The organism is Anaerocolumna chitinilytica (genome assembly GCF_014218355.1).
In the GTDB taxonomy this organism is placed as follows: domain Bacteria; phylum Bacillota; class Clostridia; order Lachnospirales; family Lachnospiraceae; genus Anaerocolumna; species Anaerocolumna chitinilytica.
The window spans coordinates 1,150,907-1,164,819 of record NZ_AP023368.1 but is presented as its reverse complement, the minus strand read 5'-3'; the positions used below and the strand labels follow the sequence as shown (position 1 = coordinate 1,164,819).

The window sequence follows — 13,913 nt, the reverse complement described above, 5'->3', positions numbered from 1 at the left end:
ATCCCATCAGCTCCTAACAAATTTGTAGCCTTGTTTATAGGCTGATTGAATAGTACCAATTTCCAAAGACAGCCCCTCCAGCTTGTCCCTTAATCTCTTAATATGTACTGCAACATTATTTGCCTCATTGACCTGTTCCTCTTTCCAAATCTTGCGGCCAATTTCCTCAACAGTAAAAAACCTGTCAGAATTCTCGTATAGCAGCATAAAGAGTTCAAAATCCTTTTGTGATAGAACCATACAGCGAGTTCCTGCCACGATAGTCCTATTATCCATATCTATGGAAAAGGTCTGCTTTGCATTTCTACGGATTCTTGCATGGACCCTGGCTTCAAGCTCTGCCAGAAAAAAGGGTTTGGTCATATAGTCATCGCCTCCCGACATCAGACCGTTAATCTTATCTTTTACTTCATCCTTACAGCTTAAAAAGATTATGGGTGCATCACTCTTCTTACGGATGCATTCACAGACGGCAAAGCCATCCATGTCCGGAAGCATGACATCCAGGACAATGCAGTCCCAATCATTGCTTTCCGTAAATTCAATTGCATCCTTACCATTCTCAGCCATAAATACTTCATATCCTATTGCCTCAAAATACCGTCTGATTGCCTGCAAGATATCTTTATCATCATCAATTAAGAGAATTTTTGACATAAAGTTCCTCCTTATCTTATGTAAAAGGCGAGAATATTAATGAATCTATTAAGAATTTCTCTTTAAACGACAAATGTGAACAATAGAATTGTTCACATTTATATTTCGAGTTATTATATTATTAGCATTATATTCCAAAGCTTACGAAACGTCAACAATAAGTTTAATTTCTAAGCTCCAGTAATTTCTTTTTCAGTTCACCCTCTATACGATTTAACTCTACTTCTGCTTCTTTTCTCTTCTGACGTCCTTCTGTCTGAATTCTAAGTACCTCATCCAATGTTGTGATTAAAGAATCATTGGTCATCTTCAGGGTTTCAATATCAACAATACCTCTTTCGGATTCCTTCGCTGTCTCAATAGTAGCCATTTTAAGAGTTTCAGCATTTTTACGAAGAAGCTCATTGGTCATATCCGTAACTTCTCTCTGGGCTCTGGCTGCCTGACCGGAATGAGCTACCCCAAGTGCTAACACCATCTGGCTCTTCCAAAGAGGAATGGTATTTACAAGGGTGGATTGTATCTTTTCTGTCATCAGGGTATCGCTTCCCTGAACAAGACGTATCTGGGGTGCCATTTGTATTGATATCATTCTGGTTAGTTCCAGGTCATGAATTTTCTTCTCGAAACGATTAATGACAGCAACCAAATCATTCACTGCCTGAGCATCCTCCGGAAGATTACTTTTGTTGGATTTCTCTACAAGCTTTGGCAATTCTTCGTTCTGAACCTGCAGCAGCTTCTTTTTTCCTGCAAGAATATACATGGATAACTCTTTAAAATAGGTTTTATTGAGCTCATACATCTTATCCAGCATGGAGATATCTTTTAACAGCTGAATCTGATGTTCTTCTAATGCCTTGCAGATTTTATTGATGTTGACATCTGCCTTATCGTATTTTGTCTTCATGGCATTAATCTTATTGGCACCTTTTTTGAAAAGTCCTAAAAATCCTTTTTCATCGTTATCCGTGTCAAAATTCTTTAACTCTAATACAACTCCTGAGAGCATTTCACCGATTTCACCCAGGTCTTTTGTCTTAACATTGTTGATAGCAGTCTCTGAAAAGTCTGCAATTTTTTTCTGGGCTCCGGCACCATACTGCAGTACCAGATTAGACTTCGTCAGATCAATTTTATCTGCAAAATCTTCCACCATTCTCTTTTCTTCCAGTGAAAGACTGCTTTCATCAAATTCTGCCGGCTCCTGTTTTGTTTCTACCGTCTTAGGATATGCCGGTTCAGTTGCCAGCTCCAGGGAAGGTTCAAAGGTTAAGGTAGGTGTTTCCTGATTCATCTGTTTTTTCCTCCATTTATTCTTTTGATACAAAATCCTTCTTTGTCAAACCTTCCTGAGCGAGGAGGGTTTCCAGGACAGATATGTCACCGGACACATCCATAGCCGCATCTTCAAAAAGGCTGTCCAATAAATTCTCAAAGGCAAGATTGATGGTATCTAGAGTTTCTTCAATCTCCTTTTTTGCCGAAGTAATATTTTCACCTTGTATGGACTGCTTATCAAACTCCTTATAAGCATGAACTAATTTTAATGTAGTAGGAAGGTAATACTCCATGAACTTTCTGATATCATCCAACTGATCCGGATGCTGCTCAATATGTCTGAATATCTTACCGATTACATCTTCCAGCCGGTCTAATTTTCTGGATATCTCTTCACCCGGTATGGCATCATTCGCTTCTCTGATTTCTTGTATACAGGCCATTCCCGCATCAACTGCCTGCTTTACCTGCTGGTTCTGTGCTGTCTGATTAGAAGATGCTTCTTGATCACCTTTATTCTCCTGGTTGTTTTGTAATTTTCCTTTGTCTTCAGCCTGTATACGCAGGTTTTTCTGCAATTCCAGGTATTGACTATAAGTTTCTCTGTTTAACATTACACAGGTACCCTGATCATCTATACGCCCTTCCGGGAACATTCCGATAGTTATCATTCGCCTGAGATCTTTTAATACAAACTTCGGACTCTGACCAACACTTGCTGCCAGCTCCTTTATGGAGTAATAAGCATGCCCTCCGAATAACCCGATATAACGACGATATCTGGCTAAGCGTTTACGAAGCCTTCCACCTATGGCCATCATGCCCCAACTGATTCCAAAGAAGAGTAGTAACCCCATTGATATGGTTCCGAACACTCCCCACTCCGAAGTAACCTGTCCTATGATTGCTAAAACAGCTGCTCCTATACCAAAGGCTCCAAGTCCAATACTGCCAAAAACCGTCAGTAATATGCCGGATACTCTGCCAACCGGGACACAGGGGAACGGCTTTGTCTGCTTACTTACAGCAGTATTAGACTGCACATATGCAGCTCCCTGCGTATATGCAGTTCCCTGCATAGATGCAGTTCCCTGCATAGATGCACTTCCTTGCATAGATGCACTTCCGTTCATAGAGGAATTCTGAGATGTCCTATTGCTCTGTTGGTTGTAAGATTGCTGCTGATTCTTTGAATTTGTGGAATTAGCTTGGCCGTTCTGATAACTGGCATCCCATCTGTAGTCTCTATTCTGATGTCTGCTCTCCCGGCGGTTTTCTCTATCCCATCGGTATTTATCATCCCGGCGGTATTTGTCATCCCATCGGTATTTATCATCCCGGCGGTAATCTTTTCCGCCATTGTTCGGATTCCAGTTGTCTCCGGCACCGTCAGGATTATTCGGTCTATAACCGCCATACCCTGTACCCAGCGAATGGCGCACTTCATCCAATGCTCCTCTAACCGTATTTCCAATATCTCTATTCAATTGGTGAAAGTCCATTGTATTTACTGCACTTTGAACAATATCTCTGATTTCTTCACCTAAATCTGAGTAATTCCTTCTATCCATGGTATCCTCCGATGTAATTCCAATATACTGCAGAAACCAGTACCTACAAATAATTGGTACTATGCTAGCCCTATTATATCGTATTCCTTTCAAATTAACAATTTAAATTATCATTAAAAACTACTATAAAAATCTATATAAATTGTATCTTTCAGCGTACATCTACTATATTTTACCATATGGCGATAATCTTGCAACTAAAATAGAATTTAAATTTGAGAAAGGATGGGCTGTTACTTTAGAGATTGAAAAACATGAAGCAACAGCTTGAACAAGGTACAAAATGATTGGTATTTATCACACCACACACAAAAAAAGCAGGAAGTTATTATCAACTTCTCTGCTTTTTGTATACCTAAATGTAATAACCTTCACTAATGTGAAAAGGACGCCGCAACATTACATAAATGCTTCATTGAGTTTCTCCGTCCCCGCAAGAACAAATCTACCGTCTTTAATGATTACGGTCTCTTTTCCACTCTTTTCAACCACTGTAATCTCAGCCAGTTCATCGTAAGGAATAGTAATATCTGTATGACAGTTAAAATAAGCCTTCTCTATCTCCGACTTACGAAGAATGGAGACCTCATTATCCTTGGCTACGATTTTTTTACCATCAGGATTAAACAAATCAAGCTCTTCGCTCATCTTATAACAAGTATCTCCTACCGCAAAATGAGGTCCGGTCTTCTCAGCAATCAGTATGGGAAGTTTATCCCAAATACCATATTTTCCGGCCATTACATAGGCGGTGGTATTTGTACCGATCGCAAACTCACCAATTGGCAGTGTATCCTGGTTATACAGAATATTTTCCTTCATATAACGCTTATTTTCTTCCTCTGATTTAAAATTTCCGCAGCTATAATCAGTAATCATACCATCTTTAAAGGTGATAGAGAGATCCGTATATTCCAATCCATTCAAAAATATTCTTGATACATGCAATGTACCATTTGTGCCGGTTAACTTAGGAGAAGTAAACACCTCACCAACAGGGATATTTACATCTGCGGTGCAATTCTCAAAGATGGTTTCTTTTTCCGGGTTTTTCAGTTCATAGAGCATAACGGAGAGATCTGTATGATTCCTGCCGCTTCCCTTTACGCGTACATACTCCCCCTTATCCAGACAATCAATTATCACTTGTTGAATTCCTTTATAAGTGTCATTATCCAGAGTGTTTACCCTGACTGTCTCACGAAAGATTTCTTCAAATTTATCACCAATCTCTGTAATCGGATAAGCAATTATGGTAAAACTGGTTTCATCTCCCTTGATATATTGATAATATACCATGTTGGAATCTCGTTGAAATGCTATGGAAAGTTTCTGCTGCCTCTTATCAAGTTTTATAACTTCCTCTTTTGCTTTTGGTGCAAAATTCTTTTCGCCAAAGACCTGTATCAACGCAGGTCCCGCATATAGAGCCGCCTTATCCTTATAATTCTCAAAAGCCGCCTTATAGGCCTGAAGTCTGCGGTCATGAAAGGCTTTGTCCATATAAAGGCCAATATCGAAACGGTGATCGTAATCATACTGATAATTAGGGCCACTGGAATGGTAGCCAATTCTTAAATGCTGCTTTCGATTGATACTATCTACAGCCGTCCGATAAATAACCGGTTTCAACCCCATCTGTGCAAAATTATGGATTGCATATTTGACCATTCTTTCAAAACCGATGTTGTAACGGATATTAACTGTTCTTTTCCTTGACAAATCAATTTTTGCCGCCATAAATCCTCTGCGATAGCCATCTGTATAAGTAAAGGCCATGGCCTTTATCTCTTCCTCCGGGAGGCTATTTAAAAATGAAGCAATCTTGATCTCATTTTCTCCAATATATTCTCCGAATTGATAAAGATATCTTAAGTCCGTTAAATCCCAGCTTTCTATGATATCCGCAGCAAAAGAAAGATCCTCATCCAATAATTCTCTGGTACGATAATCTATGATATCACTGCAATAATCCATATTAAAGTCATAGATTGCCCGTTTCACATCCTTATAGGTATATTCATCTTCCTCTTCAAAATAATTATATACCTCAATAAAAAGTTCTGAATAGATCGTTATTGGGAAGAGTCTGCCTTCCGCTGCATAAACAATCATACCTCTGATTTCTGCATAGAGATATCCCAAAAGCTTGCCAATCTTACCAAATTGCTTAACTATATAAGTCGGATTGGCATAGGATTCTTCGTAGTTATCCGGCAGAATATCCTCATATAAATCGTGGTTTTTCTCTGCTAATTCTTCCAAGGTAAGTTTACCAAGGCTGTCCTCTTCTACAAGATTCAGATACAGCGCCACTTTATCAATAAAAGCTGCCACTGTTTTGAAATAATCCCTATATGGTTCTTTTACGCTATCTTCTGTTTGTATACTCCTAATACGTTCCAGTGCTAATTCATAGCGTTCTCTGGTATCATCATTTTCTTCCTTCATAAGTTCTCTGTATCTCAATTTATTAATCCTCCTTCACTGTTTCAAAGCCCTGGAAAACATACATCATTGCACCTTTAAGCTCCTGTTAAAAATGAATGATATTCTGAAATTTTCTTTAAAGAAACAACCCTGTTATATATAGGATAAATAGCACGATTGAAAGGATACCGTTAATTACCATCCCTGTAATTGGTGCCGTATAGTAAATCTCTTTCTCCATACAAGCCCTGACTCCCAGGATAAATCCCGTTATTGTCAGAACAAACACTATCATTCCCGCTGCTCCTAAAAGGATTGAACCCTCTCCTCTATAGACACTGGAAAGGATAAAAAGCACCAACAGGCCTGCTGTGCCAAGCCCGCCGATAACCGCTGCGGCTATTCCCTTTACGGAATGGCTTCTCCCTGTAAATTTAAAAACTTCTTTCCGTTTTTTTAACATAAATCACCCCGATATTATGTGTCTTTCAATAATTTAATACTATCTTCGTATAGATCTTAGCAGCTTTCTGGCAATAAGAAAGCAAACTCCTCCGATAAGACCTCCCAATGTGTTCATCATAAGGTCATCCACGTCAAATATTCCTACTTTAAAGATAAGCTGTAATAATTCAATGGTCAAGCTGAATTCCAGACTTAGAAGAGTAATATTCAGAAGTTTTCTATTTTCAGGACTTATGATGGGAAGTACAAAACCAAATGGGGTAAAAGCCAATATGTTCCCAAAGATATTTACAATAAAGCCTTCCGGCCCAATAATATTTCTATATTCAATAAAGCGTTTTACTTCTTTAAAAGGTGTTAAGTTATATCTATATTGACCGGAAATAATCGTTCTTCCATAATGCTCACTAAAAAACAGGAAATATGCCAGTAAGATAAGATATAACGCAAATAATATACGGCTGACGGACATAATAAATTTATTGCTGACATTTTTCACTGATAAAGCCCTCCACTGCAGGTTTCAATTCCCAACTATTATAAAACAAAACCGTAGGCTCGTAAAGGGGGTAAAGAACAAGAAATAATATAAGACCTCCGCAGAAAAATATGCGGAGGTCTTTGTTGTTAAGAACATACTAGCAACTTAAGCAGCTGATACCTGCAGGTTTTAATTAATAATTCGGCGTAACTCCCACCGTCGTTATAGTGGTTGCATTACCCATCATATCAGTAATGGAATTGCTGGTCGTAGGTTTTAATGTAAGCGGAATGCCCTTATCCGGTGTCCTTGTAAGAAGAATCACAACCTTATTGTCTGTAATCGAACAGCTATATACTGCCAAACCAGCATTGGTGCTGCCGTTCTGAACTATATCAAAGCTTGGATTACCCTTTACATTCTCGCTAAAGGTTACTGTAATCATATTCGGATAAGTATAGGTGGCCCCTGTTAAATAAGGTCCGACATTCTCATTTAGGGCTATCGTATTATTATACACTGCCATAGCTGTATAGGTATTATTATATCCGGCGATATTCCTGATTGTAATCGGGTACATAGTAGAATAAGGAATACTTCCCGTTGCCAATGTTAAAGTAATGGTTGCTCCTGTATTGGTATTGGTGGTTAATTCTGCCTTCGTAATAGTTGCTCCAGGTATATAGTAATTACTTACTGTCTGGGCAGATACTTCATCTACCTTATCAGCAAAGGTTACATAGATAACACTGGGGTTAACCGGTGACTGAGTAACTGCTTTCGGCGCTGCAAGAACGGAGGAAGCCGTTGCTGTCTTCGTTATCTGAATACTTTCATCGGCATTTGTATTATAATATTCATCCTTTACAAAACCGGTAGGTACCGTTATTGTGTATTGTCCTGCTTCACTGAATTGAGCGGAGTTCAATATTACTGTTACAATACTTCCCTGAACAGATGCTGTGTAAGAAAGGTTTCTGTTACTGTAAATATCGTTGTTAGAGGTAATGATCTTGGTAGCTATCAGGCTTCCTACCTGTGACATCAGACTTACATCTTTACTGTAGGTTAAGTACAGCAAATAGGTATCCGTACCATTATTGGTTTCCATCTTAAGCTCAGATTTAACAATAGTCGGTCTGGCACTGACGATTGTAAAGTCTACACTATATGAAACAAAGCTGCGTCCCGTAGAATCGGAAGGATTTACGTTATAGCTATCCCACATACCGATGCTGACCTTCTGAACACCACTAAGAAGTGCTCCATTGGATGACATAGTATAGTTAACCTTTGTGGGATCCTTTGCATCCACTGTACCATTACCGATGGACTCTCCGTTACTTAAAATAACCATACCTGGTACACGGATATTTCTGCTGAAAGTAGCAGTTAAAGTATTGTATCCGGTTCTTTGAATATTAATAAGCTGTGCCTGAGGCTTGTAAGTAGTATCTGTTCCTAAGATAGCTGATACCGTATAGCCTGCCGGATAATTGCCGGATAAATCCTTAATTCCTGACATAATTACGGTGAACTGTTTATTCTTATCATAGGAATCCATATTCGTTAAATCTATTACAAGAGATTTGTAGTCTGAACTTACCTTGTAATTGGTTTTTCCTTTTAAGAGAGCTATGGTTGCAGGAAGGGCCTGGGTTGCGGTTGAGGTTGTATTCAGTTTCGCATCTACGATAGTCAGGCCGGAGAAATCCATTGCCTCGGAAAAATTGATAGAAGCCTTTAAACCAGTATCGTCTACTGTATAGCCCACATAATAAGGTGCAACCGTATCTTTATAAGTAACATCTGTATAATAATTTTGAAGCGCAACACCTGTAGTTGATGCTATTGATGCAGATACATGAATGGTGTAACTGCCGCTGAATATCTTTGTGGTAGTTATTGTTAGAACCTTGGCATCGGAGGAGAGTACTCCTGTCATTGTGCCTACCGCATTGGCAGGGTTTCCGTTTGCATCATATTTTGGTGTAATGTCAACAACGTTCAGGAGTTTCTTTTTCGTATCGAAAATTGTTGCAGCATCAACGGCGCTGTCAAAGGTAATTGTCAGTGTCGTACTGTCTGTTATGACAGCAGATTTCACTTTCGCCGACTTAGCAGCTACTTCAATAATGATCTTATCGTTTATGTAGCTTGTGGATGCTCCGGCAGCTGTTAAGGAAGCTGTTGCTGTAAGGATTGCAAAGCCGGGGCTGACTGCAGTTACAACACCATTCTGGTCCACGGTAGCAACACTGGTATTATTGATACTGTATGTAACAACACTGTTAGAATTTGATGGTGTTACGTCCACATTAAAATCATATTTTTCCCCAACCTGCATCAGATGCCTGCTGTTATTATCAGGTGTATCTGTTGCATTGTTAATAACAATCTTGGTTGCAGGTATCATAACGGTAACCTTACATTTTAAAGTGGCGGTCTTTTTATTCTTATAGGTTATCTTAAGATTTATATAGGTGGTACCTTTAGCTACTGCTGTAACATAGCCTGTACTGGGATTTACGGTAGCAATCTTGCTGTTGGATGAAGACCATTTCTTTGTCTGTACGGTAGAACTGTTCAGGTTCTTAACGGTTAAGGTAAAGGTAGAGCCAATACCCACCAGTGACCTCTGTGTGGTAGACAGAGTAGGTGCGGCGGCAGCCTTAACAGTCAGGGACCCGGCAGAAGTAAGTATTGGCAATATAAGCGCTGCTATTATGAATACTGCCAGAACTTTTCTGATCCCATTTTTCATATATAATCCTCCTGTTCTCATATAAATGTGACTACTGTTACCTTACATCATAATGGCTTATTTTGTCAAAATGTTGTCAGATTCGTGTCAGCTCTCTTGTAAAAATATAGGATTGCTGCACTGCAGAGCTTTGCTGAAATATTTCATTCGCTCTGTAAAGGTACAGCAATCCCATATCCTCTGGAATCTTACTGTCTTAATTCAATTCCCATATTACTTAAATTCTTTAATATCTTATTCATTACTTCCGTAATATCTTTTTCTTCCAGGGTACGTTCTTTTGCTCTAAAGGTAATGGAATAAGCCATAGACTTATGCCCTTCCTTAATCTGAGCCCCTTCATAAATATCGAAAAGTTCACAGTTCTCTAAGATATTTCCGCTGCTCTTTCTGATAACCGCTTCTACTTCTCCTGCCAGTGTATCCTTGCTTACCAGCATGCTTAAATCTCTGGTTACCGCAGGATACTTTGCAATTCCCTGGTACTTCATATCAAAGGAGGCACGGCTTACGATTTCCGGCATATCCAGTACTCCGATATACGCCTTATCTCCTATATCATAAGCTTCCAGAACATCCGGGTGAACCTCTCCCAGATAACCTATCACCGTTCCATCATATATAATATCTGCCTGTCTTCCCGGATGGAGATAAGTCTTTGGGTTACCGGGATCATAGGTTACTCTGTTCTTTAAACCAGTTTTGACCAGTATTTCTTCCAGCACTCCCTTTAATTCGAAGAAATCTCCTTCGCCGTAAAAACCTAATACCAACTGCACTCTCTCATCCGGAAGTTCTGTCAGTGGAAGAGCCTTTGGCAGATAGGTATTGCAGAGTTCATATAAACGAACATTCTTATTTCTGCGGTTAAAATTCGTTGACAGGGACAGCAGCATACCATTTAAAGGCAGGGTTCTCATAATACTGAAATCCTCACCCAAAGGATTGGATATTACGATAGCCTGTCGTTTTACATCTTCTTTTGAAACTAACAGCTTATCAAATACCTTAGGGCTTTCGAAGGAATAGCTCATTGCTTCGGAGAAACCGCACTGCTCTGCTACATTTCTTGCTACATTTTCAATACGAAGCTTAAAAGGCAGCTTTCCTGTGGTTGCTTCACCGGTAGGAAGGGTTGTGGGAATGTTATCATAACCGAAGAATCTGGCAACCTCTTCATCTAAATCAGCCTGTAAATTCACATCCTGTCTCCAGCTCGGAACAATTACTTCATCTGTAGCTTCATCGTATCCTAGGTCAATTTTCTTAAAGTAAGTTAACATAGTTTCCTTGGAAAGGTCTGTTCCCAGTACTTTATTAGTTCTCTTATAATCAAAAGGAACTCTTGTTTCCTTTCTGATTACAGGATAAACATCGGCAGCACCGCCAACTACTTCTCCAGCTCCCAGTTCTTCGATGAGCTGGCAGGCTCTGTTAATGGCCTCCATAGCTGTATTGGGGTCTAAGCCCTTCTCAAACTTGGCAGCCGCATCTGTACGAAGACCAAGTTTCTTACCGGACAAACGGATGTTAGTGCCGTCAAAGCAAGCCGCCTCAAATAAAAGTGTTGTAGCTTCATCGGTAATCTTGGAGTTCTCACCGCCCATAATACCGGCTATCCCTACAGGCTTCTCACCATCGCAAATCATAAGGATAGAAGAATCAATCTTTCTTACCTGACCGTCCAGAGTAGTAAATTCTTCTCCGTCCTTTCCTCTGCGGACAACGATCTCTCCGCCGGCAATCAGTCCTAAATCATAAGCATGCATAGGCTGTGCATATTCTTCCATCACATAATTTGTGATATCAACGATATTATTGATAGGGCGGATACCGCAGGCTGCAAGTCTTCTTTGCATCCACTGGGGAGAAGGTGCTATCTTTATATTCTTTACGACTCTTGCTACATATCTGGAGCATAGGTCACTGTCTTCAATTGCCACTTTTATATAATCGGAGGTCTTTTCGCTGTTCCCTGTTTCTTTGATAACAGGAGGCACGAACTCCTTCTGAAAGGTTGCTGCAGCTTCTCTTGCGATTCCAAGTACCCCAAAGCAATCCACACGGTTGGAGGTGATTTCATATTCAAAAACCACGTCCTTTAATCCTAAGGCTTCTACGGCACAGGAACCGATTTTGATATCCTTATAAGCTTCATTGTCACTGAAAATATAGATTCCGCTCTCAGGAGCGTCAGGATACATTTCCCTGCTGGAACCCAGTTCTTCAATGGAACACATCATTCCGCAGGACTCAATTCCACGAAGCTTTCCTTTCTTAATCTTAATGCCTCCGGGAGTTTTGTTTCCGTCATGCCCTCCGGCTACTCTTCCGCCGTCTAACACAACAGGTACCACATCTCCTTCTTTCACATTGGGAGCACCGGTTACAATCTGTACGGTTTCCCCTTCTTCCGTAATCTGTACCTGACATACGATTAATTTATCCGCATCGGGATGTCTTTCAATCTTTATTATTTTTCCTACAACGATCTTTTCCAGATCTTTATCAAGTTCTTCATAGCCTTCTACCTTCGTACCGGTCAAGGTCATTCTATCGGTATATTCCTGAGGGGTAACATCCAGTTCAGGAATATATGCTTTAATCCAAGACAATGGCGTATTCACTTTAAATTCCTCCAATCAATTGAAAATACTTATATTTCCATGCATTTCATCTGCCGATTTTACTTTTCGATTCCTCTGTCTTAAAACTGTCTTAAGAAGCGGATATCATTTTCGTAAAGCAGTCTCATATCATCTATTTCATATTTTAAGAGTGTAATACGCTCCAAGCCCACACCAAAAGCGAATCCTGTGTATTCGTTCGGGTCAATTCCGCTCATTTTAAGCACATTGGGATGAACCATACCGCAGCCAAGAATTTCAATCCAGCCGGAACCTTTACAGAAACGGCAGCCTTTACCGCCGCATTTAAAGCAGGTTACATCCACTTCCGCACTGGGTTCTGTAAAAGGGAAATGATGAGGTCTGAACTTAACCTTGGTTCCTTCTCCAAAGAGCTGTCTTGCAAATTCAGCAAGGGTTCCCTTTAAGTCCGCAAAGGTAATATTTTTATCAATTACAAGTCCTTCTATCTGGTTAAAGCAGGGAGAATGAGTTGCATCCACTTCATCAGAACGGAATACCCTTCCCGGTGCAATCATACGAATAGGCAGCTTTCCTTCTTCCATCATTCTTACCTGAACGGGAGAGGTCTGGGTTCTAAGAAGGATATTGCTATTTACATAGAAAGTATCCTGTTCATCCTTTGCCGGATGGTTGGCGGGAATATTAAGAGCCTCGAAGTTGTAGTAATCATACTCCACTTCCGGTCCTTCCACTACTTCATAGCCCATTCCAACGAAGATTCTCTCTACCTCTTCCAGCGCAATGTTGTTGGGATGACGGTGTCCCAGAAGGGTCTTTTTAGCAGGAAGAGTAACGTCTATGGTTTCTCTCTTTATCTGCTCTTCCTTCATTTTCTTTACAAAACCCTGTCTGGCTTCTTCTAATTTCTCTTCCAGTACATTTCTGGCATCATTAACCATCTGACCAACCTTGGGTCTGTCTTCGGGAGATACCTCCTTCATGGATTTTAATATCTCTGTCAGCTCACCTTTCTTACCCAGGTAGGCTACCTTAATATCACCCAGACTCTCAAGCTTATCAGCTGACTTCATTTTCTCCAGGGCTTCTTCTACAATTGCTTTTAATTTCTCCTGCATATCCTGTCTCCTTTCCTATTCCTAACATTACATGGACGCAAAAAAACTCCGCCCCATAAAGGGACGGAGTAATATCTTAATTTTAAGTTTTCCTTAAAACAGGAACCTTCCGCGGTACCACCCTAATTCCGTATAAAAGACTGTACAATAATCAAGTTCTCGGTTACTTGTAGTCTGCACACGGCTCTTAAGAATGCGTAACGTGCACAAAACGTCATCCCCTACTAAGGTTCAAGGATGCGGCTCCGGTGTGAATATCAATAATTATCTGAACTTAAGGAAGCTTTCAGCCGGTGACTTCCTCTCTCTGAAAGAAAATAACTATCTGGTCAGGGATATAGGAAGTGTCTTATAACTTCCTGGTAGGAAATGCTTTATAATTTCCTGGTAGGAAATGCTTTATAATTTCCTGGTAGGAAATGCTTTATAATTTCCTTGTAGGAAATGTTTTATAATTTCCTACTCTCCTGTCACCTTCATAGCCTTTGCATATATATGCTAATAATTTTAACACAATTTTATTTCTTGTCAAGGATA

General features: G+C 39.9%; 9 protein-coding genes. All 9 read right to left on the bottom strand.

The window, feature by feature from the left end; genetic code table 11:
* Positions 1-6 precede the first annotated feature (6 nt).
* The 9 genes from bsdcttw_RS05040 to pheS all read right to left on the bottom strand — a co-directional run bounded on the left by bsdcttw_RS05040 (position 7) and on the right by pheS (position 13,376).
* On the bottom strand, positions 7-657 hold the full coding sequence (locus tag bsdcttw_RS05040; RefSeq protein ID WP_185258304.1) for a response regulator transcription factor: 651 nt from the start codon (positions 655-657) through the stop codon (positions 7-9).
* 163 nt (positions 658-820) lie between these two features.
* Positions 821-1,954 (bottom strand): toxic anion resistance protein, encoded by a 1,134-nt coding sequence (locus bsdcttw_RS05035; RefSeq protein ID WP_185258303.1) that lies wholly within the window; start codon positions 1,952-1,954, stop codon positions 821-823.
* A 16-nt stretch (positions 1,955-1,970) separates the two neighbouring features.
* Positions 1,971-3,509, bottom strand: a complete 1,539-nt coding sequence (locus bsdcttw_RS05030) for a 5-bromo-4-chloroindolyl phosphate hydrolysis family protein (protein ID WP_185258302.1) — start codon at positions 3,507-3,509, stop codon at positions 1,971-1,973.
* A gap of 399 nt (positions 3,510-3,908) precedes the next feature.
* Positions 3,909-5,960, bottom strand: coding sequence for an aminopeptidase (locus tag bsdcttw_RS05025; protein ID WP_185259715.1), 2,052 nt, complete (start codon positions 5,958-5,960; stop codon positions 3,909-3,911).
* A gap of 115 nt (positions 5,961-6,075) precedes the next feature.
* Complete coding sequence (locus bsdcttw_RS05020; protein WP_185258301.1) at positions 6,076-6,402, bottom strand: DUF6142 family protein; 327 nt, start codon at positions 6,400-6,402, stop codon at positions 6,076-6,078.
* Positions 6,403-6,441: 39 nt separating this feature from the next.
* Positions 6,442-6,903 carry a VanZ family protein gene (locus bsdcttw_RS05015; RefSeq protein ID WP_330602377.1) on the bottom strand — a complete coding sequence of 154 codons (462 nt, stop codon included), beginning with the start codon at positions 6,901-6,903 and terminating at the stop codon, positions 6,442-6,444.
* Between the two features lie 175 nt (positions 6,904-7,078).
* A complete protein-coding gene (locus bsdcttw_RS05010) occupies positions 7,079-9,649 on the bottom strand; it encodes an Ig-like domain-containing protein (protein WP_185258300.1) in 2,571 nt (856 codons plus the stop codon).
* A 188-nt stretch (positions 9,650-9,837) separates the two neighbouring features.
* A complete protein-coding gene (gene pheT / locus bsdcttw_RS05005; protein WP_185258299.1) occupies positions 9,838-12,276 on the bottom strand; it encodes a phenylalanine--tRNA ligase subunit beta in 2,439 nt (812 codons plus the stop codon).
* An 80-nt stretch (positions 12,277-12,356) separates the two neighbouring features.
* On the bottom strand, positions 12,357-13,376 hold the full coding sequence (pheS, locus tag bsdcttw_RS05000) for a phenylalanine--tRNA ligase subunit alpha (protein ID WP_185258298.1): 1,020 nt from the start codon (positions 13,374-13,376) through the stop codon (positions 12,357-12,359).
* Positions 13,377-13,913: the final 537 nt, after the last annotated feature.

Coding starts and splice junctions, on each gene's coding strand:
- bsdcttw_RS05035 (WP_185258303.1), bottom strand. CDS start 1,954: ATGAATCAGGAAACACCTACCTTAACCTTTGAACCTTCCCTGGAGCTG.
- bsdcttw_RS05010 (WP_185258300.1), bottom strand. CDS start 9,649: ATGAAAAATGGGATCAGAAAAGTTCTGGCAGTATTCATAATAGCAGCG.
- pheS (WP_185258298.1), bottom strand. CDS start 13,376: ATGCAGGAGAAATTAAAAGCAATTGTAGAAGAAGCCCTGGAGAAAATG.
- bsdcttw_RS05025 (WP_185259715.1), bottom strand. CDS start 5,960: ATGAAGGAAGAAAATGATGATACCAGAGAACGCTATGAATTAGCACTG.
- bsdcttw_RS05020 (WP_185258301.1), bottom strand. CDS start 6,402: ATGTTAAAAAAACGGAAAGAAGTTTTTAAATTTACAGGGAGAAGCCAT.
- bsdcttw_RS05040 (WP_185258304.1), bottom strand. CDS start 657: ATGTCAAAAATTCTCTTAATTGATGATGATAAAGATATCTTGCAGGCA.
- bsdcttw_RS05030 (WP_185258302.1), bottom strand. CDS start 3,509: ATGGATAGAAGGAATTACTCAGATTTAGGTGAAGAAATCAGAGATATT.